Genomic DNA, 23,678 nt, shown 5'->3' with positions numbered 1-23,678 from the left:
ACTGCTTGCGGAGCATTCCGGGATGGGTGAACGCCAGCGGCCGGGCCGGGTCGGCCTGGGGCGTCGGGCTGTCGGAGGCTGCCATGGACTGTCCGGCATGCGCGAGTCCGGGAATCGCCACGGCTCCGCCGCCGAGGACGGCGGCTTTCAGGAGGCGGCGGCTCGGATTCTCCGGGCGGTGCGTGCCCTGGGCTACCGGCAGCCGGGAACTCGTGACCGCCGTCCGCTCCACCAAGCAGTTCCTGACGTATGTCTCGTCGGGCCCGTTCCAGTACGCCGTCGCCGAGGCACTCGCGCTTCCGGATGCGTACTTCGAGGCGTTCCGGGCGGACATGCTGGCCAAGCGGGACGTGCTGGCGGCGGGGCTGGCCGAGGCTGGGTTCGACGTGTTCACGACCGCCGGGACGTATTTCATCACCACCGACATCCGGCCCCTCGGCGAGACCGACGGCTTCGTCTTCTGCCGCGCGCTACCCGAGCGGGCCGGTGTCGTCGCCATCCCGAACGCCGTGTTCTACGACCACCGCGAGGCCGGAGCGCCCTTCGTACGGTTCGCGTTCTGCAAGCGCACCGAGGTGCTGGCAGACGCGGCGGAACGGCTCCGCAAGGCATTCGCGGGCTGACCGCCGCCCTGCCGGACTGGTCGATACGTTCCCCGCCGCCTGCCGCGCCTCGCCCGCCCGGCGCTTTCGCGCCGCGGGCCATCATGTCGGCGCTTGCCGCACCGACAGAGGCAGACGTACAATTTTCTGTACGTGGAAGGAGGGTCGATCGTGAAGACCATGACGTATTCCGAGTCGCGCGCGCGGTACGCCGAGGTGCTCAACTCCGTCACCGACGACCGCGAAGAGGTCGTCATCACCCGGGCCGGACATGAGCCGGTCGTCATCGTCTCCCTTGAGGACTACGAGTCCCTGAAGGAGACGGCGTACCTCCTGCGGAGCCCGGCGAACGCCCGGCGCCTGCTCGCGTCCATCGACGAGTTGGAAAACGGCGGCGGCACCGTACGCGAGCTGGCGACCGACGAGTAACGGCCGCGAATGAAGATCACCTTCTCCTCCCGAGCCGGGGAGGACTACCTGTGGTGGCAGCTACAGGACCGGAAGATCCTGAAGCGCATCAACACACTCATCGCGGACATCGCCCGGAACGGCAACGAGGGGATCGGCAAACCGGAGCCCCTCAAGCACGGATTCCAGGGCTACTGGTCGCGCCGCATCAACGACGAGCACAGACTGATCTACAAAGCCACCGAGGACGGCGTCCTGATCGCACAGTGCCGCTACCACTACGAGAGCTGACCGGACTCGAGCGGATCGAACACAGCCTCTGTCGGCCTCAGCGTCGCGCAGCGATCAGCGCGTCGGCACCTCATCGTCGGCGCTGGGATCCCACTTTGGTCGCGGACCTGCGCAGTCGCTTGGCCAGCGCCTTATCCCGAGCCCTCAGAAGCCGCCCTGCCGCCTCCAGCACAGCCCCGGTGGCGGGGTGGCGGCAGCGCCACAGGTCGTCGGCGGCCTGTTCCAGGAGCGGCAGCACCGCACCCCCCTCCTGTTCCAGGAACATGGCGAATGCCTCGTCCGCCACGCCCAGCGGGCCCCACAGATGGTCCACGAGCCCCCACATCTGGAGTTCCGGGCCGTGTCCTTCGGGGATCTCGCCGCGGTCGGCCAGTGCGATCGCCGCGGTCTCGGCGCAGCCGGGGACCTGGGAGGCCGCGGCTTTGCGCAGGACCGCCAGCGCTCGCGGTTCATCCAGTTCGGCGAGCACCGCCGCGGCGGCAAGGCGGCGGAGGGCGGCATCGGCTTCCAGACCGGCACAGGCGTCGATGAGCTGGACTGCGGCTGAGCCCTGGCCCCGATGACTGATCCATCCGGTGATCTCGGAGTGGGCGGCCTCCGGGTCGTAGTCGAGCAGGGCGTCGAGCAGGGTCGGGGCGTCCGCGTCGGCCAGTTCGCCGATGACAGGGGCGTGGAATCCCTCGGCGAGCAGGTACTCGCGCAGTCCGTGGCGTCCCAGCGCAGTGAGCCGGAGCCGTGTCCCGGCCGGCGGAGTGCCGTCGCCGTCCTCGGCGCCCGCCTCGATACCGAGGATGCCTAGGATGACGTGATCCCGCTGCCGGTTCGTCTCCGGACCGGTCTCGACCTCCGCCGCCTGATACTCGGCGAGGACAACGGCCGCCTGGTCGAGGATCTGCAGGAGGAGCAGTTCGACCAGCCGTGCCTCCTGCTTCGGAAGGCCCTCGCGAAGAGCGCCGACGAGCAGCGCGGTGTCCAGCCATTCGCCGTCGGGAACCTCGTACAGCGCCCGCAGCACCACCGCCGCCAGGCCGAGGCCGTCCTCGTCCTCTATGTCCACCGCGCCCAGCAGCGCCGGGGACAGGCCGAAGTTCCCGAGGTCGTTCAGATCGTCGAGGTCGTCTCCGAGCGCATCGCACCAGAGTTCCAGTACCTTCTCGTCTTCCGCGGCGGCGGGCAGGCCGGCACCGGGGTGGGCGACGCCCCTGCCGATCTCCACCAGGTCCGCGTACACGGCGAGCCTCCAGGGGTCGTCCAGGCAGGGCAGATCTCCGGAGCTGCGCAGGCGGGCCAGCCGCTTGTCGCGCTCTTCGGGACAGAGGGCCCTCAGTTCGTCGTCCTGAGTCCACAGCTCGAGTTCCTGGACGGCCCGGCGGCCCAGTGCGGGCTTGAGCACGTCCCGGGACGTGACGGCTCGTCCGCCCTGGCACCAGTGGGCCAGGCGAAGCGCGGAAGCGATCAGCGGCACCGTCCGGGCGGCCTCGGCGAGTTCCGCACGTGGTGCGAGGGAGACGGGCCGCACCGGAACGGACACCACCATGTCCAGGCCGTCGTCCTCGTCGATGTGGATTTCGCCGCAGGAACAGCGCCGCTCGCCGGGGGCGGCCGCGGCCTGGCCCGGTGCCGGGGCAACCGTGGGCGGCCGCGGGTCGAGGCCGGCCAGTTGCCGGTCCAGGGCCTCGCGGTCGAAGCGGGCGGGATCGAAGCCCTTCTCGCGCAGGGTTTCCACCAGGTCGGCCCACGGCTCGGGGGCCGGTGCGCCACGGTCCGCGACGGCGTCGAGTACGGCTTGCAGCCCCCAGGCTCCGCCGATGTCCTCGGCGCGGGGCATGGCGCGGCGCCCCCCGGTACAGCTGACCCGTCGGTCGGGGGCGGACGCGGGGAGGATCTTCTCCAGCGTGATCCGGTGCTGCCAGTCGTCGCCGAAGTCGTAGGTGTACTCCAGTCGGCTGCCTTCGTGGGGCAGCACCTCCGCCACGGTCACGGACTCCTCGTCGGCGTCGCGGAAAGGATCGCGGTCCAACGGTGCGTCGAAGTCGACGAATTGGCGGACCGAGCCAGGTTCGGTGAAGGAGTGCAGGTGCGAGTCGTCCCAGCCGAAGCATGTCTGGACGATGTCGTGCAGGCAGCCGAGCGAGGTGTCGGCGGGCAGGGTGACCCGACGCCAGATCGGCGGGCTGGTGTCTCGCAGGACGATCTTCAACTGGTACGTCGGCACGGGCTCGGCGGTCACGGCAGTCACGGCAGTCACGGCAGTCACGGCGGGAAGTTCCCTCAAGGCGGAGGCGGATTGCGGCACCGGTAACGGGCGGCGATCGCGAAGGGTCGCGCCGGTTTCCCGGCTGGTGCCGGTGACATCTTCCCGCACTGCGCCGAGTGGGCGAAGCGCTTCTGGCGGTCGGCGGCCATCGGCGCGGATAGCCTTGACCTTCCGAGGGCTCGTGGGCTACTGTCCGCGCCCTTCTGAACAGTTGCAAGGAGTCTGGCCAGGGGTGGACGTGAGGGCGAAGGTTGATCCGTCGGCGGAGCCGGAGTCGGCGACCCCGGACCTGGAACGGATGTCTGCCCGGTTGCCGGAGCTTGCCTTGGGCGAGGCGGTGTTCCTTCCCGCGGACCCGCCCCGGACGGGGCGGATGGCGTTCTGGACGCCCGGGAGCGAGCCACCGGACCTCGGGGTGGAACCCGAGGAACTCACCGTGGTCTGTCCGCACGGTTCGTCCGTGCGCCGGGCGCGGGTGGCCGCCGTGTCGCTCTCCGTGGAGCAGGCGCTGCCGCTGCTGACCCGCTGCCGGGCACTCGGCGCGGACGGCAGCGGGCGGGCGTCGGCCGGTACCGCGTTCTGGGGCACAGCGGCCCTGCTGGGGCTGCGTCTGCTCGCCCGGGGCCGGATACTGCCCGGGGTGTCGCCGGAAGGGTTCGACGCGTGGCGGGTCGGCCCGCTGGACACCGAGGACCACGAGCGGCTGGTCACCCTTGCCGCCGCCATGCCGCCGGAGGCTCGCGCGGTCGCGGTTCCCGGATCTTCCCCGCTCACGCTCCCGGCGGCCGAGCCGCTGCTGCGGGCCTTCCTGGACGCCGTGGCCGATTCCCTCGCCCGCCCTCCCGCCGCCCGCCGGGTGACCGGCCAACCGGCGTTCGCGGCGCGCGCCCCGCAGTCCGTACCCGAGCAGCGGAGGTGGGCGGCGGAGGTCGCCGCCGGCCGCGACGCGGGGCTGGCGGTGTCGCTGCGGCTGGAACTGGACCGTGCGGACTCCGTCCGGGCCGTGGTCCAGCTGCGCAGCCTGGCCGATCCCACGGTTCTCGCCGACGCCGCGGACCTGTGGTCCGGCCACGCCACCGCCCCCGAACTGTTCGGCCCACGGGCCAAGGTGGACACGCTGCTGACGCTGCGCCGGGCCGCCCGCGCCTGGCCCCCGGCCGGACGACTGCTGGACTCCGCCGCCCCGGCAGGTCTGGAGCTGTCCGACGAGGAGGCCCAGTCGCTGCTGGGTGACGCGGCGGAAAGCCTTGCCGCCGCCGGGGTCGCCGTGCACTGGCCCAAGGAGCTGGTGCGCGAGCTGACCGCCTCCGGAGTCCTGGAACCCGTACGCCGTCAGGGGACGCGGTCTGCGGCCGAGTCCTTCCTGTCCTCCGGCGGCCTGCTGGAATTCCGCTGGCGGGTCGCCCTCGGGGAGCGGGAACTCACCGAAGAGGAGCTGGAACAGCTGGTCCAGTCACACCGGCCGATCGTGCGGCTACGCGACCAGTGGGTGGTCGTGGACCCGGGGCTGGTCCGCCGGCTGCGCCGGGCCGCGCAGTCCAGGACGGCCCCGGCCTCCTCGCTCACCCCGATCGACGCCCTGGGTGCCGCGCTCACCGGCAGCATGGAGGTGGACGGCGAACAGGTGGCGGTCACCGCCGGCGGCGTACTGGAGGAGCTGCGCTCCCGGATCGCCGACCCCGAGGCCCGCGCCGCGCGGGAGCCCCAGGGGCCGCCGAAAGCCCTGGCCGCGACCCTGCGCGACTACCAGTTGCGCGGCCTGAACTGGCTGCACCGGATGACCTCGCTCGGCCTGGGCGGCTGCCTCGCCGACGACATGGGCCTGGGCAAGACCGTCACCCTGATCGCTCTCCACCTGCGCCGCCAGGAACGGAAGAGCACCGCCGGCCCCACCCTGGTGGTCTGCCCCGCCTCGCTGCTCGGCAACTGGGAGCGCGAGATCCGGCGCTTCGCACCGGCCACCCCGGTGCGCCGCTTCCACGGCCCCGGCCGCGACCTGGCCGGCCTCGACGACGGAGCGGACGACGGCTTCGTCCTGACCACCTACGGGACCATGCGCCGCGACGCCGAACGCCTCGCCGGGCAGCCCTGGGGCCTGCTCGTCGCCGACGAGGCCCAGCACGTCAAGAACCCGCACGCGCTCACCGCCCAAGCCCTGCGCCGGATCCCCTCGCGGGGACGGGTTGCGCTGACCGGCACCCCGGTCGAGAACAACCTGTCCGAGCTGTGGTCACTGCTCGACTGGACCACCCCGGGCCTGCTCGGCACGCTCACCTCCTTCCGTGACCGGTACGCCACGGCCGTCGAGGGCGACCGCGACGAACAGGCCGCACGACGGCTGGCCGCTCTGGTCCGCCCCTTCCTGCTGCGCCGGCGCAAGGCCGACCCCGGCATCGCGCCCGAACTGCCGCCCAAGACCGAGACCGACCAGCCGGTGTCCCTGACGAAGGAGCAGGTGTCGCTGTACGAGGCGCTGGTACGCGAACTCATGGCCGAGATCGAGGACAAGCAGGGCATGGCGCGGCGCGGCCTGGTGATGAAGCTCCTCACCGGCCTGAAGCAGGTCTGCAACCACCCCGCGCAGTTCCTGAAGGAACCCGCGGGCGCCAGGCTCCCGGGCCGTTCAGGGAAACTGGAACTCCTGGACGAACTCCTGGACACCGTTCTGGCCGAGGACGGGTCGGCCCTGGTCTTCACCCAGTACGTGGCCATGGGCGCGCTGATCGAGCGCCACCTGGCCGACCGCGGCGTGGGCACCCTGTTCCTGCACGGAGGCACCACGGTCACACGCCGCGAGGAGATGGTCGACGCCTTCCAGAGCGGCGAGAAGAAGGTGTTCCTGCTGTCCCTCAAGGCCGCCGGGACCGGTCTGAACCTGACCCGGGCCGGACACGTCATCCACTACGACCGCTGGTGGAACCCGGCCGTGGAGGACCAGGCCACCGACCGCGCCTACCGGATCGGACAGACCCAGCCGGTCCAGGTGCACAAGCTGCTCGCCGAGGGCACGGTGGAGGACCGGGTCGCCGAGATGCTCCGCCAGAAGCGGGAGCTGGCCGACTCGGTGCTCGGCTCGGGCGAGGCGGCCTTCAGCGAACTGAGCGACAGCGAACTGGCCGAACTGGTCACGCTGCGAAGGACGGGACGATGACCGGGCGTGGCCGGCCGGGCGAGTCGGCCGCCCGTACCTTCGAGGCACTCCCGCCGGCCAAGGGCAGCCGCGCGCCCTTCGCCGAGTCCTGGTGGGGCCGCGCATGGCTGCGCTCCCTGGAGGAGTCCTCCCTGGACTCCGGCCGCCTCTCGCGCGGCCGGACCTACGCGCGCGGCGGCGCGGTCGGACCGGTCACCGTCGCCCCCGGCTCGGCCGCCGCCCCGGTACAGGGCAGCCGCCGCACCCCCTACCGCGCCACGGTCCAGGTGGAGCAGCTGACGGACCGGCAGTGGGACCGGCTGCTCGACATGATCGCCGAGCGGGCCGCCAACATCGCCGCACTGCTGGACGGCGAGATGCCCGCCGGGCTCGCCGACGACGCGGCGGCCGCCGGCGTCCCGCTGCTGCCCGGCTCCCGGGACCTCGACCCCGAGTGCAGCTGCCCCGACTGGGGCTACCCCTGCAAACACGCTGCGGCCCTCTGCTACCAGGTCGCCCGGCTCCTGGACCGCGACCCCTTCGTGTTGCTGCTCCTGCGGGGCCGCGACGAGCGGGAGCTGATGGACGAACTCGGCCGCCGCAACACCGCCCGCGCCTCCGCCGAAGCCGCGGTGTCCGCGACGACGGCAGGAGCACATCCGGACGGGTCCCCGGCCCGGACCAGCGATCCCGCCGGGCCCGCCTTCGCCTCACGCAGCGAACTGCCGCCCCTGCCCGCCCCGCCCCCGCTGCCCGACCGGGCCGGCCGCGGCCCCGCGCTGGCGGGCTCGGCCGTCCCTGAGCCCGGCGTGGACCCGGCCGCACTCGAACTGCTCGCCGCCGACACCGCGACGCGTGCCCGCCATCTGCTCGCCGGAGCCCTCGGTCCGCGGCATGCCGACACGGCTCCACCCGTCCCGCTCACCGAATGGCAGGACGCCGTCCGCCTCGCCGCCGCTCACCCCACCCCGGAGGTCTTCGCCCTGATCGCCGCGAACTGCGGCCGCACCCCCCGCGAACTCGCCGCCGCCACCCGCGCGTGGCGGTACGGCGGCGCGGCGTCCCTGGACGGACTGGAAAGCTCTTGGACCCCGCCGCCCTCCCGCCTGGAGCGCGACCGCGAGGCGCTGCGAGCGGACTGGGCCGACGGCAGACCGCCCCGGCTGCGTTCCTGGCGCAACCGCTGGACCGTCGAGGGCCGCGACGCCCAACTGCGCCTGGGACGGGACGGACTGTGGTACCCGTACACCAAGGACCAGGGCACCTGGTCCCCGGCGGGGCCCCCTGACGCCGATGCCGCCGTCGTCCTGACCGCTCTCCTCGAAACATGATGCTCGGGGTGCCCCTGCGATCCACCGATTCCGTCCCGCCGCCGCCCATTGCATCGGTCGCGCGGCGAAGATGCGCGGATCCGGTCGGCGCCCCGACCCGGCGACGGCGGACTCCGATGAGCCTGTTGCACGACACACGAATGAGTGTGTGAACGAGGAGTCGCCTGCATGAGATTCCTCCCTGCGGTGGGGGGTTTGGCGCATCATGGTCGCCGCAGCTCGCAGAAAAGGTTGTCTACCGTGCTCGTACTCGAAACTTTGGTATGGGCGCGGCCGAAAACGGACCCCCGCCGGCCCACGCCGTCCCGGCCCTTTCGCGGCGGGAGTTCACCGGTCGAGCACCGCCATCGCCGCGTTGTGCCCCGCCACGCCGCTCACGCCGCCGCCCCGCAGCGCGCCCGCCCCGCACAGCAGCACATTGGCGTGCCGGGTGGCCACCCCCCAGCGCGCCGCCGCCCCGTCCAGCGCCGCCTCGTCCTCCGGCTCCACGAAGGGGAACTCCAGGTCGCGGTGGAAGATGTGGCCGCCCGGCAGCCGCAGGTCCCGCTCCAGGTCCAGCGGGGTCCTGGCCTCCAGGCACGGCCGGCCCTCGCCGTCCTCGGCCAGGCAGTCGGCGAGCGGCTCGCCGAGGTGTTCGTCGAGGGCGGCGAGCGTGGCCCGCAGCAGATGCCCGCGCGTCGCGTCGTTGTCCGCGGCGAACAGCCGGGCGGGGGTGTGCAGCCCGAACAGCGTCAGCGTCTGATAGCCGCGCGCGGCCAGCTCGGGGGAGAGGATCGAGGGATCGGTGAGCGAGTGGCAGTACACCTCGCTCGGCGGCACCCGGGGCGGCTCGCCCTCCGCGGCCTGCCGGTAGGCCGTCTCCAACTGCCCGTAGCCTTCCGCGATATGGAACGTCCCCGCGAACGCCTCCCGGGGATCGGCGGCCGGATCGCGCAGCGCCGGCAGGCGCCGCAGCAGCATGTTGACCTTGAACTGCGAGCCTTCCGCCGGGGGCGGCGACGGCCCGCCCAGCAGCCGCGCAAGCGCCTGCGGCGACGCGTTGACCAGCACCCACGCGGTGCCGACGACGCCCTCGCCGGTCTCGGTGCGGAAGGTCACCTCCGCCCGGGTGCCGTCCGTTGCCAGGGACGTCACCTCGTGCCCGAGGCGGATCTCGGCGCCCGCGGCGCGCGCCGTCACGGCCAGCGCGTCGGTCACCGCGCCCATGCCGCCCACGGGCACGTCCCAGTCGCCGGTGCCCTGGCCGATCACGTGGTAGAGGAAGCAGCGGTTCTGGAGCAGCCGCGGGTCGTGCGCGGAGGCGAACGTGCCGATGAGCGCGTCGGTGAGGACCACGCCGCGCACCAGGTCGTCGGTGAACGTCGCCTCGATCGTCTCGCCCAGCGGCCGTTCGAACATGGCGTCCCAGGCGGCCGGTTCGTCGATCGTGGCCCGCAGCTCCGTCCGGGTCGGCACCGGCTCGGTCAGCGTGGGGAAGACTCGGGCCGCGACGCGGGCCGTCATGGCGTAGAAACGCTGCCACGCGTCGTACTCCCGCTCCGAGCCGGTGAGGCGTGCGAACGCCTCCCGCGTCCTGGCCTCCCCGCCGCCGACCAGCAGCCCGGTTGGCCGCCCGCCGCGCTCCACCGGCGTATAGGAGGAGAAGAGGCGCTTGCGCAGCGACAGGCGCAGGCCCAGGTCCGTCACGATCCGCTGCGGCAGCAGGCTGACCAGATAGGCGTAGCGGGAGACCCGGGCCGCCACCCCGGGGAACGCCCGGTCCGACACGGCGGCGCCGCCGGTGCGGCCGAGGCGTTCCAGCACGAGCACCCGGCGGCCGGCGGAGGCGAGGTAGGCGGCGGCGACCAGGCCGTTGTGACCGCCGCCGACGATCACGGCGTCGTACGTGGTGAGGGCGGGCATGGCCCTTGGTAACACGCGGCGTCGGCCCGCGGCCAGTGTCAGGGCCGACACCGGCGGGCCGCGCCGGGCGCACGCCGCGCGGCCTGCGCGGGGACGGCTGATCGGGAGTTCTCCGCCGTAAGGTGGAGGGTTGTCATGTCTGCCCGCGTCACCGAAGGAGCCCATGCCGCACGACGCCGCCCTCCCGCCGCCCGAGGCCGGGACCCCGCTGGCCGACGGGCCCCCGCCGGCCGCCCAGATCCGCCGCATCCTCCGCCTCTTCCGCCCCTACCGCGGCCGGCTGGCCGTCGTCGGCCTGCTGGTCGGCGCCTCCTCGCTGGTCGCCGTGGCCTCGCCGTTCCTGCTCCGCGAGATCATCGACGTCGCCCTGCCCGAGCGCCGCACCGGCCTGCTGGCGCTGCTGGCCCTCGGCATGGTCGCCACCGCCGTGACCAGTTCGGTCTTCGGCGTGCTCCAGACGCTGATCTCCACCACCGTCGGCCAGCAGGTGATGCACGACCTGCGCACCGCCGTCTACGCCAAGCTCCAGCAGATGCCGCTGGCGTTCTTCACCCGGACCCGCACCGGCGAGGTGCAGTCCCGGATCGCCAACGACATCGGCGGCATGCAGGCCACCGTCACCTCGACCGCGACCTCCCTCGTCTCCAACCTCACCGCCGTCGTCGCCACCGTCGTGGCGATGCTCGCGCTGGACTGGCGGCTCACCCTGGTGTCGCTGGCCCTGCTGCCGTGCTTCGTGTGGATCGCGCGCCGCGTCGGCCGGGAGCGCCGGCGGATCACCACGCAGCGGCAGAAGCAGATGGCGGCGATGGCCGCCACCGTCACCGAGTCGCTGTCCGTCAGTGGCATCCTGCTCGGCCGCACCATGGGCCGCGCCGAGGCGCTCACCCGCGAATTCGCCGGTGAGTCACGGCAGTTGGTGGATCTTGAGGTCCGGGCCTCCATGGCGGGCCGCTGGCGGATGGCCACCATCGGCATGATCATGGCCGCCATTCCGGCGCTGCTGTACGGCTCGGCCGGAGTGATGTTCGAGCTGGGCGGCACGCCGCCGTCGATCGGCACGCTGGTCGCGTTCGTCTCGCTCCAGCAGGGGCTGCTGCGGCCGGCGGTCTCCCTGCTGTCGACCGGCGTGGACATCCAGGCGTCCCTGGCGCTGTTCCAGCGGATCTTCGAGTACCTCGACCTGCGGGTGGACATCACCGAGCGCGCCGACCCGGTGGAGCTGGACCGGGCCCGGGGCGAGGTGCGGTTCGAACAGGTCTCCTTCACCTACGACGCGGGCGCGCCGGCCACCCTGGTGGACGTGGACCTGACCGTTCCGGCGGGCGGGTCGCTGGCCATCGTCGGCCCGACCGGCGCCGGGAAGAGCACCCTGGGCTATCTGGTGCCGCGCCTGTACGACGTGACCGAGGGCCGGGTGACGCTCGACGGCGTGGACGTGCGCGACCTGACCTTCGCGGCGCTCGCCCGGTCGGTGGGCGTGGTCTCCCAGGAGACCTATCTCTTCCACGCGTCCGTCGCGGAGAACCTGCGGTTCGCCAAGCCGGACGCGACCGCGGCGGAGATCGAGGCGGCGGCCCGCGCCGCCCAGATCCACGACCACATCGCCGCGCTGCCCGACGGCTACGACACGATCGTCGGCGAACGCGGCTACCGCTTCTCCGGCGGCGAGAAGCAACGGCTCGCCCTCGCCCGCACCATCCTGCGCGACCCGCCGGTGCTCGTCCTGGACGAGGCCACCAGCGCGCTGGACACCCGCACCGAGCGGGCGGTGCAGCGGGCGATCGACTCGCTGTCGGCCGGCCGCACCACCATCACCATCGCGCACCGGCTGTCCACGATCCGCGACGCCGACCAGATCGTCGTCCTGGACGGCGGCCGGATCGTCGAGAGCGGCACGCACGAGGAGCTGATGGCGCTCGACGGCCGGTACGCCGAGCTGCTGCGGCGGGACGCCCGCGCCCCGGAGGGCGACGGGATCCGCGAAACGGTGGAGGTCACCACGCCCTGAGCCCAACGCTTGGGGAGCCCTTCGGGGCTGGGCTAAAAACTGTGCGAACGATCGTGCTAATATCTCGGCTGTCACCGACACCCGAGGGGATCCCGAGATGCATCTCAGGGCAGCACTCATCCGCACCTCGCTCAACGGCACCGCCCGCGTCGCCCCCCGGCTGGCCGGCCGCTGGGCGCTGTCGCTGTTCTCCCACCCCATGACCCGTGTGGCCGTCCGCCCCGCCGAGGAGCCCGTGATGCGGCGGGCCGATCGGGGCGAGTTGGTGGTGAACGGCAAGACCGCCGTCGTCTACCGATGGGGCGCCGGGACGCGGCCCGTGCTGCTCATGCACGGCTGGCTCTCCCGCGCCTCCCGGTTCAGCCCGCTGATACAGGCGCTGACCGAGCGCGGATACAGCCCGGTGGCCTTCGACGCCCCCGGCCACGGCGACGCCGGCGGGCGCGGCACCACGATCCTGGAGTACCGCGACATGGCGCGCCAACTACACGCCGAACACGGCAGGTTCGCCGCCGTGATCGGCCACTCCGTCGGCGGCATGGGCGCGTTCTTCGCCCTGCGGGACGAGATCGGCGCCGACCGGCTCATCACGATCGGCGCGCCCGCCGAGTTCGGCTACCTCGTCGACAGCTTCCGCGCCACGGCCGGGCTCGGCCGCTGGGCCGGACCGGAGCTGCGGCGGCGCATCGAGAGCGACGTCTTCCCCGGCGAGCACGACATCTGGGCGCGTTTCTCCGCCACTTACCGCCCGGGGCAGCTCACCATGCCGATCCTCGTCATCCACGACGAGAGCGACGACATGGTCACCATCGAGCAGTGCCGCCGGGTGAAGGCCGCCCACGACGGCCGCGCCGACCTGCTCATCACCCGCGGCCTGGGGCACCGCCGCATTCTCGCCGCCCCGGAAGTCATCGAGGCCGTCCTCGACTTCGTCTCCGCCACGGAACCGGCCGCCCGGACCCCGGACTCCCGTCCCTGACCCCGATCCCCGCGGGAGCTCCGCTCACCGACGACGCACGGCCCGTCGAGCAGTCCGGTGGCCTCGAAGATCTCGGAGGTGAACCGGGCGCCACCGGTGTGCTCGCCGGCCACGAAGTCGAACTCCGTCAAGTCCGGCGTCTCGTCGCCGTCGTGCCGGTCGTTCTGCCCGCCCGCGCGCGGGAGTTCAGCGGCTCGACGCCGCCGAGAGCCGCGCGGTGATCGCTGCCTGGGCCCGGTCGTAGCTGGTGTCGTCCCCGTGCAGAGCCGAGTCCGAGTTGGCCATCTCCAGCATCGCCACCAGCTCGAACGTCAACTGCGCCGCGTCCAGGTCCCCGGGCACCTCCCCGGCGCGCCGGGCCTCGTCGATCAGGCCGCGCACATAGGCGATCCACTCGGTGCGGGCGGCGGCCACCGCGTCGCGCACCGCTCCGTGGCGCGCGCTGAACTCGGCCGAGACCGCGGTGAAGAAGCACCCGCCCGGGAAGACCCGGTCCCGGGAGTACGCCAGATACGCCTCGCACAGCCGCCGCACCCGGGCCAGCCCCGGCGGGGCCTCCTCCGCCGGCCGCACGACCCGGTCGACGTACACGGCGCGGGCGGCGCGGACCGTCGCGAGCTGCAATTCCTCCTTGGACCCGAAGAGCGCGAACACCCCGCTCTTGCTCAGCCCCAGCTCCCCGGCGATGCGGCCGATCGAAAGCCCCTCCAGGCCCTCGACGGAGGCGATGGCCATGGTCCGGCCCAGCACGAGCCGCCGGGTCTGGTTCCCCCGCTCCACCCGCCCGTCGGTCACTGTTCCGGCCACCGTGCCGCCCTCCGTCCAGCCGATCCCCCATCGTACTGACATCGGGCCACCGGGGCCCGCCCCGGCTAAGTGAGGACGAGCAGCACCTCGGTGACCTCCTCGCCCCGCCCCGCGGCGAAGTCCTTGTTCTCCCCGTAGACCGTGAAGCCGCACTTCTCCAGCACCCGCAGCGAGCCGTAGTTGTCCCACGCGGCGGCCCCGTACAGCGGGCGCACCGGGTACTCGGCGAGGAACGCCGTCAGCGCCGCGCCGGCGATGCCCCGGCCCCAGTGCTCCCGGCCGACCCAGTACGACACGTGCGGCTCGTCGGGCCCGCCCCAGGCGGACACCTGCCCGACGATCCGGCCGCCCTCCAGCACGGTGCGGCTGGTCACGCCCTCGTCCCGGAGCAGCCGTGCCCAGCGGGCGTCGAACGCGGCCCGGTCGTCCGGGTCCGGGGGAGTGAAGGCCGCCATCCGCACCGCCTCCGGGTCCCGCTGGAAGTCGAACAGCACCGGCAGGTCCTCCGCCGTCGTCGGGCGCAGCGTCACCCGCGCGGGGCGGCTCACCGCAGCCGGCCCGCGCTCGCCAGGGCGTCGAACACCGCGTGGTCCACCGGCGCCGTGCGCTCCCGGTCGGCCAGCGACAGCCAGGCGATCTCCTCGATCTCGCTGCTGGCGATCGGCGTCCCGCGGTGCTCGGCGGTGTAGCAGGCCATCCGCACCAGCGTGCCCTCCGGGTGCCCGTCGGCCTGCGCGGTGTAGGTGCCGAGGTGCGTCGCCGTTTCGGGCAGCAGCGTCACGGACAGCTCCTCCCGGACCTCCCGCACCAGGGCCGCCACTTCGCTCTCGCCCTCGTCGACCTTGCCGCCCGGGATGTAGAAAAGGCGCCTGCCGCGGCTGCGCGCCCCCAGGATCCGGCCGCCCTCCAGATGCACCCAGGCGACGGTGTCGATGAGCCGTGTCACTGCCCTGTCCTTCCCTGCCGTGCCGCTCGGGGATGACCTCTCGTCCCCGGGCCGCGACGATGATGTCATGGGTGTCTGGGAGCGTGCGATGGAGAATCCGGAGGACCCCGGCCGGGCCGGCCGCGGCGGGCCGCTGTGGCTGCACCCCGACGACGACCTGGCGCCGAACCGGCCGGGCGAGACCCTGCACGGCAAGGTGGCCGCCCTGCCGTCGGGCGCGCTGCGCCGGGTCACCGACCGGGTGCTGCGCAGATCCGGCGAGGCCGACGCGCTGCGGGCGGCGCTGCTCGCCGAGGAGGCCATCGGCGTGCGGCTGGACGCGCTGGCCGGGGACGGCTGGCGGGTGCTGCACTCGATCCCGCTGCCCGGCGAGGCGGACCTGCCGCACCTGGCGATCGGCCCCGGTGGCGTGCTGAGCCTGCGGTCCGTGCGGCACGCCGGGGCGCGCGTCTCGGTGGGGGAGGACGTGGCGCTGATCGACGGCCGACGGCAGGAGCCGTACGTTCGCCGCTGCCGCCGGGACGGGCGGCGGGCGGCCCACGCCCTCAGCCGCGGCTGCGGCTTCCCGGTCGCGGTCCGCCCGGTGCTGGTGGTCGTCGCCGCGCGGGGCATGGCCGTGACCTCCGCGCTGCGCGACGTGGAGGTGCTCCGCGAGCACCAGCTCGCCGGGCTGGCCCGGCGGGGCGGCGTCCTCAAGCCGGACAGCGTCGAGGCCATCTACGGCGTGGCCCGCGACCGCCGGACCTGGCGCGCCGCGTGAGACCGGCCGCGCCCGGCCCGTCACCGGCACGCTCAGCGAACGGAGGGCCGCCCGATCACCTCGGGCTCCGGGCGGAACACGCAGAACTCGTTGCCCTCCGGGTCCGCCATGACGTCCCAGTCCAGCTCGGCGTCCCGGCGGCGCAGCATCGTCGCGCCCAGTTTCAGCAACTCCTCGGTGTCGCCCCGGACATCGATGTGCATCCGGTTCTTCACCGTTTTCTTCTCCGGCACCGGGTTGATCCAGATCGTGGGCCCCTCGCCCGCGGGGTCCCGGATGGGCACCGGCCAGTGCTCCGGGATCTCCTGGCCCGGCGCGCCGCCGCTGCGCTCGTACCCCAGCACGGTGCACCACCAGTCGGCGAGCGCCTGATGGTCGTTGGCGTCGAGGGCGAGGTCCTTGAAACGTGCGGGTGGCATGGCGCGAGCCTAGGGCCTGTCCCGGGGATCGTCGCGGGTCCACGCCGGGCGCCGGCCCCGGGCGGCCCGGCCGCCGTCAGTCCGCCACCCCGAACTCCGCCACCACTCGCTCGGGCCTGATCCGCACCAGCAACTGGCCGGGCACGCCGTTGCGCTCCCCGAACTCCCGCGCCCGCTCCTCGCCCATGTAGCGCGCCGCGATCCGGGTGGCCCAGGTCAGCAGCTCCGCGGGGTCCTCGCTCAGCGAGGCGACTCCCTCCACGACCACGAAGTCGTAGGGCGGCCGGGGCGCGTCGACGCCGAGCGACACCCGGGGGTCCCGGGCCATGTTGCGGCCCTTCACGGACGTCGCGTCCGTGGTCAGCACCAGCTCCTCGCCGTCCGGCACGAACCACACCGGGGCCACGTGCGGCCGCCCGTCGGCGCGGACGGTGGAGAGCATGCCGGTCCTGGTCCCCTCGGCGAGGAACGCCAGCCGTTCGTCCTTCGTCATCACGCGCGCCATGGGCTCATCCTGCGTCAGTCCGCGGGTCCCGGCCACCGCGCCGGCAGCCCGTGCGGGTGAGCGGTCGCCAGCAGCCGTTCGGCGTCGCACCCGGAGCGGACGCTCAGCCAGAAGTCGTGCCGCCCGTTCACCTCGCGCGGCTCGAACGCGACGACCGCGAAGCCCGCCTCGGGTGTCGCCGCCGCGGCGAGCCGGTCCAGTTCACCCGTCACCTTCGTCCACTCGGCGGCGTCGACGTACTGCCGCATGACGGAGTGCCAGACCACCGTGAGCGTGCCCGGCTCCAGCTCCACCGCCGACAGGAACTCCGCCGCCCCGGCCCCCTCCACCGTCGCCGGCACCTTGGCGGCGATGCTCAGCGCGCCGTCCAGCCGCTCCATGCGCTCCCGCTGGTCGGGCCACACATACGCCCGCAGCGCCAGCGAGCCGTCCGCCGACAGCGGGTCGATCGGGGCCGGGTCGCAGCCGCGCCGCTCCACGATCCGCAGTGCCTGGTGCCGGGCGGCGCCCGCGCGCAGCCAGTCGGGCACCTCGCCCGCCCAGGTGCCGGTCAGCCGCACCGCGGAGTCCACCGGCCCCCAGGCGAAGTCCTCGTCCAGATAACGGAATTGCTCCGCCCGCAGGTTCAGCCCCGCGCTCGACCCCAGCTCGAACAGCCGCACGGGAAGCTGCGCGGTGGGCACCAGGTCCAGCAGCGCGGCCATCAGCAGGCTGGCGCGGCCGACCTCATTGGTCTGCGGCGGGCGCCGCAGCCAGTCCGCGATCCAGTCCGGTTCGGCGGCGACCGCCGCGCGGAACGCCGGCCAGGCCGCGTCGGGCCGCGCCGGGTCGAAGACGCCCTTGGCGCTCGGGTAGTGGGCGGCCAGCTCCGGCGCCCGCCCGGTCAGCGCCAGCGCGTGCACCGCGCCGAAGAGCCGCAGCGGAACGGCCTCGTCGGCCGTCGTGCCGGGATACCCCGCCACCGCGTCGGCGCACGGACCGCCGTCGCGGATGTCCTGGGCCGCCCGGTCCAGCAGCGCCGCGTAGAGCGGCGAGCCGAGCCGGGCGCATGCCCCGGCCTGCTGGGTGAAGATCCGGGCAACGTGTTCACGGGGCATGAGTACTCCTCCCAGGGGGATGCCCAAGATCATGGGGCCCGGCGGGGGCCGAGTGGAAGACCTGCCGGAGGAATATGCCCCTCGATATTCGGTTGCCTCGTATTCCCGTGCCCCGATTGGCTGTGATCATGACAGTATCGCCGCCGGATTCCCCGAACAGCTCTCCGCAGGGCTCCCCGCGCACCGCCGTCAACGCCGCCGTGAACGCCGCCGCGGACGCCGCCGAGTACGCGGCCCTCCTGCGGGCCGCACACGCGGATCCGGCCGTCGCCGGCGCGGTGCTCACCGGCTCCCAGGCCCGGGAGGGCATGCCCACGGTCCACTCGGACCACGACGTCTTCGTCATCACCCGGGACGGCCGGCACACGGACATCGGCGCCCGGCACACCGCCGTGCTGGACGTGGTCGTCATGCCGCTGGCCGAGTTCCGCACCCACGGCCTGCCGGAGTCCGGCAGCGACTTCAACCGCTACGCGTTCGTGCACGCCCAGGTCGTCAAGGACACCGAGGACGGGCTCATCGCCCGGCTGGTCGACCGCAAGGCCGCCCTCACCGGCGAGGAGGCCGGCCCGACCGCGGCGGGCTACCTCGACGCGTTCACCAACATCACCTACCGGGCGCTGAAGAACCACCGCGACGGCAGGACCCTGGAGGCACGGCTCGACGCCGCGGAGGTCCACCCCTTCCTGCTCGGCCACATCTTCGCGATGGAACGCCGCGTGCGGCCGTTCAACAAGTACCTCGGCTGGGAGCTGGCCCACCACCCGCTGGCCGACCTCCGATGGCGCCCCGGCCGGCTGCTGCCGCTGCTGGACGAGCTGCTCGCGCGCGGCGCGCCCGGCACGCTGCGGACCCTGTTCGCCGAGGTCGAACCGGCCGCCCGCGCCGCCGGGCACGGCCCGGTGCTCGACGCCTGGGGCGACGACCTCCGCCTGCTGCGCGGCGCCGATCACTGAGGCGCCGTGAACGGGCGGGCGGGGAAAGCGCGTTCTACGATGGGTGGTCATGAGCGCTCCCCGCATCGTCGTCTTCACCCGCACCACCGGTTTCCGGCACGACTCCATCCCGGCCGGCATCGAGGCGTTCACCGAACTGGGCACCGGGAACGGCATGGAGGTCCTGGCGACGGAGGACCCCGGCGAGCTCGTCGAGCGCCTGCCCGGCAGCAGCGTCGTGGTCTTCCTGTCCACCAGCGGCGACGTCCTCACGGACGCCGCGCGTGACGCGCTGCGCACCCATCTGGCCGGTGGCGGCGGCTTCGTCGGCGTGCACGGCGCCTCCACCACCGAGTACGGCTGGCCGTGGTACGGCGAGGACCTGGTCGGCGCCGTCTTCGACGGCCACCCCGACCTCCAGCCCGGCGTGGTGACCGTCGAGGACCACGACCACCCCGCCACCGCGCACCTCGGGGACCGCTGGGAGTTCACCGACGAGTGGTACAACTTCTCCGTCAGCCCGCGCGGCCGGGTCCGCGTGCTGGCCACCGCCGACGAGACGACGTACTCCGGCGGCCGGATGGGCGACGACCACCCCCTCGTCTGGTGCCACGAGCTGGCCGGCGGACGGTCGTTCTACACCGCCCTGGGCCACACCTCCGAGTCCTTCTCCGACCCCGACTTCCGCCGCCACCTCCTCGGCGGCCTCACCTGGGCGGCCCACCGCGCCTGAGCGGGCGCGCGACCGACGGAAGGACGGCGCCATGACGGCCATCACCCGGGTACGCGGCGACATCACCGAGCAGCACGTGGACGTCATCGTGAACGCCGCCAACTCCTCCCTGCTCGGCGGCGGCGGCGTGGACGGCGCCATCCACCGCAAGGGCGGCCCGGCGATCCTGGCCGAGTGCCGCGCCCTGCGCGCCTCCCGCCTCGGCCGCGGCCTGCCCACCGGGCGGGCGGTCGCCACCACCGCCGGCCGGCTGCCGGCCCGCTGGGTCGTGCACACCGTCGGCCCCGTCCACTCACCCGACGAGGACCGCTCCGGGCTCCTCGCCTCCTGCTACCGCGAGTCGCTGCGCGTGGCCGCCGGACTGGGCGCGGCCACCGTCGCGTTCCCCGCCATCTCCACCGGCGTCTTCCGCTGGCCGCTCGCCGACGCCGCCCGCGTCGCGGTGTCCGCCGTCCGGGAGGCGACGGCCGGGCGGGACTTCGCCGAGGTGCGGTTCGTGCTGTTCGACGACCGCGCCTACGACGCGTTCGGTGCCGAGCTGTGACCGGACGCCCGTGCGATGATGAGCCGGCCGCCAGCAAACGTTCGCACCCGCGCGAGGAGCACCGGTGAACTACGCCGCAGCCGCCGACCGATACGACTCCATGCAGTACCGACGCAGCGGCCGCAGCGGGGTGCTGCTGCCCGCCGTGTCCCTCGGCCTGTGGCACAACTTCGGCGACACCTCCCCCCTCGCCACCCAGCGCGCCGTGCTGCGCCGCGCCTTCGACCGGGGCGTCACGCACTTTGACCTGGCGAACAACTACGGCCCGCCCTACGGCGCCGCCGAGGCCAACTTCGGCGTCCTCTTCGCCCAGGACTTCCGCCCCTACCGCGACGAGCTGTTCATCTCCACCAAGGCCGGCTACGACATGTGGCCCGGCCCCTACGGCGACTTCGGCTCCCGCAAGTACCTGCTGGCAAGCCTCGACCAGTCGCTGCGCCGGATGGGCCTGGACTACGTCGACGTCTTCTACTCGCACCGCTACGACCCCGAGACCCCGCTGGAGGAGACGCTCGGCGCCCTGGACACCGCCGTCCGGCAGGGCAAGGCCCTGTACGCGGGCATCTCCAACTACCCGGCCGAGCAGCACCGCCGCGCCGTGGAGATCCTGCGCGGGCTGGGCACGCCGCCGCTGCTGCACCAGTCGCCGTACAACATCCTCAACCGCGCCCTGGAGACGGGCGTCCTGGACGCCATCGGCGACACCGGCACCAGCCTGATCGCCTTCTCGCCGCTCGCCCAGGGACTGCTCACCGACCGCTATCTGGCGGGCGACGTGCCGGCGGACTCCCGCATGGCGATCGGGCACTTCCTCAAGCGCGACGCGCTCAGCGAGGACCTGCTGCGCCTGCTCCGCACGCTCAACGACATTGCCGCCCGCCGCGGCCAGTCCCTCGCCCAGCTCGCGCTGACCTGGGTGCTGCGCGACCCGCGCGTGTCCTCCGTGCTGATCGGCGCCTCCGGCGTGGCCCAGCTCGACCAGAACCTGGCCTCCCTGGAGGCGGAGCCGATCAACCCCGACGACCTGGCCGAGATCGACCGCCTCACCTCGGCGTCCGTGGCGGAGTGACGGCCGCGCCCCCGGCCGGCACCGGGCGTGCCGCTTCCGCCGGGCCGCGGGCCACCGTGGTCCCGCGCGGCGCCCCGCCCGCCGAGGTCAGGGCGACGCCGCCGACCAGCAGGGCGGCGGCCGTCAGGCTCGCCGGGGTGACCGCCTCGTCCAGCAGCAGCGCGGCCGAGGACATCCCGAAGACCGGGACCAGCAGGGCGAACGGCGCCACCCGAGAGGCGTGGTAACGGCGCAGCAGCCAGCTCCAGACGCCGAAGCCGAACAGCGTGGCGGCCCACGCGACGAAGACCACCGCGCCCACGCCGCTCCAGTCCAGGCCGCGCAGCGCCTCCCAGCCCTCTCCGGGCCCCTCGAAGACCAGCGAGAGCGCGGTCAGCGGCAGGACCGGGACCAGGCTGGCCCACACCATGAAGCTCAGCGCGTCGTCCGGCGCCGCCTTGCGGGTGAGCACGTTCGACACGCCCCAGAACACCGCCGACAGGATCACCAGCGCGAAGCCGGTCACCGGGCCCGACGCCCCCTCCTCCACGGCCGCCACGGTGATCCCGGCCAGCGCCACGCCCATGCCCAGCACCCGGCGGCGGCCGGGCCGTTCGCCCAGCGCGACGGCCGCGATCAGCGCGGTGAACACCGCCTGGCTCTGGATTACCAGCGACGCCAGACCGGCCGCCATCCCGGCCGCCATGCCGAGGAAGAGCACCCCGAACTTGCCCACGCCCAGGGCCAGTCCGACACCGACGATCCAGCGCCGGGCGACCGCCGGCCGGCGCACCAGGAAGACGGCGGGGACGGCGGCCACCAGGAAGCGCAGCGCGGTGAACAGCAGCGGCGGGAAGTGGCCGAGGCCGACATCGATCACCACGAAGTTGACGCCCCAGACGGCGGTGACGAGAACGGCGAGCAGGATGTGAGGGGTTCGCATGGTCCGAGCATCCACGGCCACACCGTGAAGCACTAGCGACTATTTCTTCGCGGAACACTTCAGTAGCACTGAGGAGTGTCAGTCCTCCGGGTCGATCAGCTCGATCGAACGCAGCGCCGCGCCCCAGGCCGGCTCGTCCCCGGGATGTGCCGCGGTCACGTCGAGCACCGTGTCCGTGAGCTTGATGACGTGCTCGTCGCCGTGCGCCGCGGCCCGTTCGAACACCTCCTCGGCGGTGAGGCCGCCCGCCGCCGGGGCCGGGCGCGGTCCGCCGTCCGGGGCGTAGGACGCGACCACGCCCGCGGCGGCCGTCCAGGCCGCACCCAGGCTGGCCGGCCACAGCTCGCGGGGGAGCGCGGGCAGCGTCCGCAGCACGGCGTTCGGCGCGGTAGCGGCGTGCACGAGCATCACCGGCTGGCCGTGGGCGTGCGTGGCGTAGTGGCCGACGGCGGCCCGCACGAGTTCGCGCAGCCGCTCCCGGGCCGCGTCCGGGTCGGCCGGAGGGCTCGCCGCCCACGCCGGAAGGGCGGTGATCTGCGGCAGCCGGTGCCTGATCCCGCCGGAGCGGTCGGGCACCGGCGGAACGGCCCGCAGCGCCGCGCCGGCGGCCTCGGGCGCGGCCAACGCCTCGATGCCCGAAGGCAGTTGCTGGTGCCGGGCGGCCCAGTAGCCCAAGCCGTGCGCCAGTTCGGCGAGCCGTGGCCCGGTCTCCCCGTCGGTCAGCAGCAGCCGGACCGCGTGCCCCACGCGGATCACCGGGTGGGTGGCGCCCGCCACGATGCCCGGCAGCAGCCGGGGCCACCACTCGGCCAGCACCGCCCGCCAGGGCGCCTCGGCCAGCCGTTCGCCGAAGAACGTGATCCAGTCGGCGAGATGGCGCGCGTCGCCCAGCGCCGCGCGCCAGTTCTCCGCCGTGATCCGGCCGTAGGAGGCGGGCGGCTCCTCCAGCCGCGCCCGGTAGCTGTCCAGCCACCGGTGCACCCTTGCCCCATGCCCGTGGCGGGCCAGTGCCTCCACGGTCATGGGCGCGTGATTGGTCAGCCAGCCGCGGATCTCCGGCCCGGTGTCATGGAGCCGGACGAGCGCCTCGTCGAGTGTTCCTGTGGCGTCTGTGTCCATACCCCGACGCTAGGGACCCGCCCGCCCGGCCGTAACGGACCACAGTCCGGTCCCCGGCCGTCCCCCGGACCTACTCCCATCGACCGGCCCCGTTCACATGGCCGGATAGAGTTGCCGGGCACGGACATTCGGGGAAGGAGCGGACGTTGACGGAACTGCGGGTGGCGGCCGAGGTGTGTGAGGCGTTCCCGGATCTGGCGGTGTCCGCCGTGGTCGTCGAGGGGCTGCGGGGGGACACGCCGTGGCCCGAGACGGAGCGGCTGCTGGCCGGCCTGGAGGCCGCCGCGGCGGCGGGGGAGTGGACCCCGCTCGCCGAGACCGACCCGGCGCTGGCCTCCTGGCACGCCGTGTACCGGGCGTTCGGCACCAACCCGCGCCGGTTCCGCCCGAGCGTGGACGCGCTGTCCCGGCGGCTCGGCAAGTCGGGCCGGCTGCCGCGCATCAGCCCCGCCGTCGACGCCTACAACGCCGTCTCCCTCACCCACGGTCTCCCCTCGGGCGCGTTCGATCTCGCCGCCGTGGAGGGCGACATCGCCGTGCGGTTCGCCGTCCCGGGCGATGTCTTCACCCCGCTCGGCGAGCCCGGCACCACGGAGGAGGCCCGGCCCGGCGAGGTCGTCTACGCCGACGCCGCGGGCGTGCTCACCCGGCACTGGAACCACCGCGACAGCGACCGCACCAAGGTGACGCCCTCCTCGCGCGACGTGGTCTTCCTGCTGGAGACCGTCGAGCCGGCCACCGGGCGCAAGGTCGTCGAGCAGGCCACCGCCCAGCTCACCGCCCTCCTCGAACCGCGCGCCGCCCGCGTCGCCACCCACCTCCTCACCCCCGAGCGACCGGCCGCCGCGCTGCGCTGACGGCTGCTCGGCCGGGCCGCCCAGCGGATGCGCGCCGAGCTGGACTCCAGGCCC

General features: G+C 73.6%; 22 protein-coding genes and 1 pseudogene. 13 read left to right on the top strand and 10 right to left on the bottom strand.

From position 1 onward, the window contains the following. Nucleotides 1-173 precede the first annotated feature (173 nt). The 3 genes and pseudogenes from RM590_RS33085 to RM590_RS33075 form a co-directional block, all read left to right on the top strand. Nucleotides 174-623: pseudogene (locus tag RM590_RS33085) on the top strand (aminotransferase class I/II-fold pyridoxal phosphate-dependent enzyme); the annotation flags it as partial. Between the two features lie 150 nt (nt 624-773). Next, entirely contained in the window at nt 774-1,031 is a 258-nt protein-coding gene (locus RM590_RS33080; RefSeq protein WP_037676836.1) for a type II toxin-antitoxin system Phd/YefM family antitoxin, read from the top strand. Between the two features lie 9 nt (nt 1,032-1,040). After that, nucleotides 1,041-1,301 carry a Txe/YoeB family addiction module toxin gene (locus RM590_RS33075; protein WP_311708496.1) on the top strand — a complete coding sequence of 87 codons (261 nt, stop codon included), beginning with the start codon at nt 1,041-1,043 and terminating at the stop codon, nt 1,299-1,301. 70 nt (nt 1,302-1,371) lie between these two features. Here the strand turns inward: RM590_RS33075 and RM590_RS33070 are convergent, their stop codons facing one another. Next, entirely contained in the window at nt 1,372-3,540 is a 2,169-nt protein-coding gene (locus tag RM590_RS33070) for a plasmid pRiA4b ORF-3 family protein (protein ID WP_311708495.1), read from the bottom strand. A gap of 316 nt (nt 3,541-3,856) precedes the next feature. On the opposite strand from RM590_RS33070, the gene RM590_RS33065 reads away from it, so the two are divergent. Both RM590_RS33065 and RM590_RS33060 read left to right on the top strand, forming a co-directional pair. After that, complete coding sequence (locus RM590_RS33065; protein WP_311708525.1) at nt 3,857-6,709, top strand: SNF2-related protein; 2,853 nt, start codon at nt 3,857-3,859, stop codon at nt 6,707-6,709. After that, nucleotides 6,706-8,019 carry an SWIM zinc finger family protein gene (locus RM590_RS33060; protein WP_311708494.1) on the top strand — a complete coding sequence of 438 codons (1,314 nt, stop codon included), beginning with the start codon at nt 6,706-6,708 and terminating at the stop codon, nt 8,017-8,019. Before RM590_RS33065 ends, RM590_RS33060 begins: the two co-directional genes overlap by 4 nt. 327 nt (nt 8,020-8,346) lie before the next feature. Here the strand turns inward: RM590_RS33060 and RM590_RS33055 are convergent, their stop codons facing one another. Continuing rightward, nucleotides 8,347-9,921: a phytoene desaturase family protein gene (locus tag RM590_RS33055; protein WP_311708493.1), complete on the bottom strand. Its 1,575-nt coding sequence runs from the start codon at nt 9,919-9,921 to the stop codon at nt 8,347-8,349. Between the two features lie 163 nt (nt 9,922-10,084). Between RM590_RS33055 and RM590_RS33050 the strand changes: the two genes are divergently transcribed. Continuing rightward, nucleotides 10,085-11,932, top strand: a complete 1,848-nt coding sequence (locus RM590_RS33050) for an ABC transporter ATP-binding protein (protein ID WP_311708492.1) — start codon at nt 10,085-10,087, stop codon at nt 11,930-11,932. A gap of 97 nt (nt 11,933-12,029) precedes the next feature. After that, complete coding sequence (locus RM590_RS33045; RefSeq protein ID WP_311708491.1) at nt 12,030-12,911, top strand: alpha/beta hydrolase; 882 nt, start codon at nt 12,030-12,032, stop codon at nt 12,909-12,911. 186 nt (nt 12,912-13,097) lie between these two features. On the opposite strand, the gene RM590_RS33040 is transcribed toward RM590_RS33045, so the two are convergent. From RM590_RS33040 to RM590_RS33030, 3 genes are all read right to left on the bottom strand, one after another. After that, entirely contained in the window at nt 13,098-13,718 is a 621-nt protein-coding gene (locus tag RM590_RS33040; protein ID WP_394814024.1) for a TetR/AcrR family transcriptional regulator, read from the bottom strand. A gap of 65 nt (nt 13,719-13,783) precedes the next feature. Beyond that, nucleotides 13,784-14,266, bottom strand: coding sequence for a GNAT family N-acetyltransferase (locus RM590_RS33035; RefSeq protein ID WP_311708489.1), 483 nt, complete (start codon nt 14,264-14,266; stop codon nt 13,784-13,786). After that, entirely contained in the window at nt 14,263-14,664 is a 402-nt protein-coding gene (locus tag RM590_RS33030; protein ID WP_311708488.1) for an NUDIX hydrolase, read from the bottom strand. Before RM590_RS33030 ends, RM590_RS33035 begins: the two co-directional genes overlap by 4 nt. Before the next feature lie 88 nt (nt 14,665-14,752). On the opposite strand from RM590_RS33030, the gene RM590_RS33025 reads away from it, so the two are divergent. Next, nucleotides 14,753-15,424 carry an NERD domain-containing protein gene (locus tag RM590_RS33025; RefSeq protein WP_311708487.1) on the top strand — a complete coding sequence of 224 codons (672 nt, stop codon included), beginning with the start codon at nt 14,753-14,755 and terminating at the stop codon, nt 15,422-15,424. Between the two features lie 32 nt (nt 15,425-15,456). On the opposite strand, the gene RM590_RS33020 is transcribed toward RM590_RS33025, so the two are convergent. From RM590_RS33020 to RM590_RS33010, 3 genes are all read right to left on the bottom strand, one after another. Continuing rightward, nucleotides 15,457-15,843 carry a VOC family protein gene (locus RM590_RS33020; RefSeq protein ID WP_311708486.1) on the bottom strand — a complete coding sequence of 129 codons (387 nt, stop codon included), beginning with the start codon at nt 15,841-15,843 and terminating at the stop codon, nt 15,457-15,459. Between the two features lie 76 nt (nt 15,844-15,919). Further along, on the bottom strand, nt 15,920-16,348 hold the full coding sequence (locus tag RM590_RS33015; RefSeq protein ID WP_311708485.1) for a PPOX class F420-dependent oxidoreductase: 429 nt from the start codon (nt 16,346-16,348) through the stop codon (nt 15,920-15,922). A 14-nt stretch (nt 16,349-16,362) separates the two neighbouring features. Beyond that, on the bottom strand, nt 16,363-17,445 hold the full coding sequence (locus tag RM590_RS33010) for a DUF2332 domain-containing protein (RefSeq protein WP_311708484.1): 1,083 nt from the start codon (nt 17,443-17,445) through the stop codon (nt 16,363-16,365). A 128-nt stretch (nt 17,446-17,573) separates the two neighbouring features. Between RM590_RS33010 and RM590_RS33005 the strand changes: the two genes are divergently transcribed. From RM590_RS33005 to RM590_RS32990, 4 genes are all read left to right on the top strand, one after another. Continuing rightward, nucleotides 17,574-18,401, top strand: coding sequence for a hypothetical protein (locus RM590_RS33005; protein WP_311708483.1), 828 nt, complete (start codon nt 17,574-17,576; stop codon nt 18,399-18,401). A 49-nt stretch (nt 18,402-18,450) separates the two neighbouring features. Continuing rightward, nucleotides 18,451-19,113, top strand: a complete 663-nt coding sequence (locus RM590_RS33000) for a ThuA domain-containing protein (RefSeq protein ID WP_311708482.1) — start codon at nt 18,451-18,453, stop codon at nt 19,111-19,113. A gap of 31 nt (nt 19,114-19,144) precedes the next feature. Continuing rightward, entirely contained in the window at nt 19,145-19,657 is a 513-nt protein-coding gene (locus RM590_RS32995; RefSeq protein WP_311708481.1) for an O-acetyl-ADP-ribose deacetylase, read from the top strand. A gap of 64 nt (nt 19,658-19,721) precedes the next feature. After that, nucleotides 19,722-20,726 (top strand): aldo/keto reductase, encoded by a 1,005-nt coding sequence (locus RM590_RS32990; RefSeq protein ID WP_311708480.1) that lies wholly within the window; start codon nt 19,722-19,724, stop codon nt 20,724-20,726. Here RM590_RS32990 and RM590_RS32985 read toward each other — a convergent pair. Both RM590_RS32985 and RM590_RS32980 read right to left on the bottom strand, forming a co-directional pair. Continuing rightward, on the bottom strand, nt 20,701-21,648 hold the full coding sequence (locus tag RM590_RS32985) for an EamA family transporter (protein WP_311708479.1): 948 nt from the start codon (nt 21,646-21,648) through the stop codon (nt 20,701-20,703). The two genes, RM590_RS32990 and RM590_RS32985, sit on opposite strands and share 26 nt — an antisense overlap. A 78-nt stretch (nt 21,649-21,726) precedes the next feature. Beyond that, nucleotides 21,727-22,767, bottom strand: a complete 1,041-nt coding sequence (locus RM590_RS32980; RefSeq protein WP_311708478.1) for a questin oxidase family protein — start codon at nt 22,765-22,767, stop codon at nt 21,727-21,729. A 146-nt stretch (nt 22,768-22,913) separates the two neighbouring features. Here RM590_RS32980 and RM590_RS32975 point away from each other — a divergent pair, with 146 nt between their 5' ends. After that, nucleotides 22,914-23,624 carry a B3/B4 domain-containing protein gene (locus RM590_RS32975; RefSeq protein WP_311708477.1) on the top strand — a complete coding sequence of 237 codons (711 nt, stop codon included), beginning with the start codon at nt 22,914-22,916 and terminating at the stop codon, nt 23,622-23,624. Nucleotides 23,625-23,678: the final 54 nt, after the last annotated feature.

Origin of the sequence: Streptomyces litchfieldiae, assembly GCF_031845365.1 — a bacterium.
In the GTDB taxonomy this organism is placed as follows: domain Bacteria; phylum Actinomycetota; class Actinomycetes; order Streptomycetales; family Streptomycetaceae; genus Streptomyces; species Streptomyces litchfieldiae.
Note: the sequence above shows the minus strand (reverse complement) of the source record. Positions and strands in the feature narration are given on the sequence as shown.

Coding starts and splice junctions, on each gene's coding strand:
- RM590_RS33075 (WP_311708496.1), top strand. CDS start 1,041: ATGAAGATCACCTTCTCCTCCCGAGCCGGGGAGGACTACCTGTGGTGG.
- RM590_RS33065 (WP_311708525.1), top strand. CDS start 3,857: ATGTCTGCCCGGTTGCCGGAGCTTGCCTTGGGCGAGGCGGTGTTCCTT.
- RM590_RS33060 (WP_311708494.1), top strand. CDS start 6,706: ATGACCGGGCGTGGCCGGCCGGGCGAGTCGGCCGCCCGTACCTTCGAG.
- RM590_RS33055 (WP_311708493.1), bottom strand. CDS start 9,921: ATGCCCGCCCTCACCACGTACGACGCCGTGATCGTCGGCGGCGGTCAC.
- RM590_RS33050 (WP_311708492.1), top strand. CDS start 10,085: ATGCCGCACGACGCCGCCCTCCCGCCGCCCGAGGCCGGGACCCCGCTG.
- RM590_RS33045 (WP_311708491.1), top strand. CDS start 12,030: ATGCATCTCAGGGCAGCACTCATCCGCACCTCGCTCAACGGCACCGCC.
- RM590_RS33025 (WP_311708487.1), top strand. CDS start 14,753: ATGGAGAATCCGGAGGACCCCGGCCGGGCCGGCCGCGGCGGGCCGCTG.
- RM590_RS33020 (WP_311708486.1), bottom strand. CDS start 15,843: ATGCCACCCGCACGTTTCAAGGACCTCGCCCTCGACGCCAACGACCAT.
- RM590_RS33015 (WP_311708485.1), bottom strand. CDS start 16,348: ATGGCGCGCGTGATGACGAAGGACGAACGGCTGGCGTTCCTCGCCGAG.
- RM590_RS33010 (WP_311708484.1), bottom strand. CDS start 17,445: ATGCCCCGTGAACACGTTGCCCGGATCTTCACCCAGCAGGCCGGGGCA.
- RM590_RS33005 (WP_311708483.1), top strand. CDS start 17,574: ATGACAGTATCGCCGCCGGATTCCCCGAACAGCTCTCCGCAGGGCTCC.
- RM590_RS33000 (WP_311708482.1), top strand. CDS start 18,451: ATGAGCGCTCCCCGCATCGTCGTCTTCACCCGCACCACCGGTTTCCGG.
- RM590_RS32995 (WP_311708481.1), top strand. CDS start 19,145: ATGACGGCCATCACCCGGGTACGCGGCGACATCACCGAGCAGCACGTG.
- RM590_RS32985 (WP_311708479.1), bottom strand. CDS start 21,648: ATGCGAACCCCTCACATCCTGCTCGCCGTTCTCGTCACCGCCGTCTGG.
- RM590_RS32980 (WP_311708478.1), bottom strand. CDS start 22,767: ATGGACACAGACGCCACAGGAACACTCGACGAGGCGCTCGTCCGGCTC.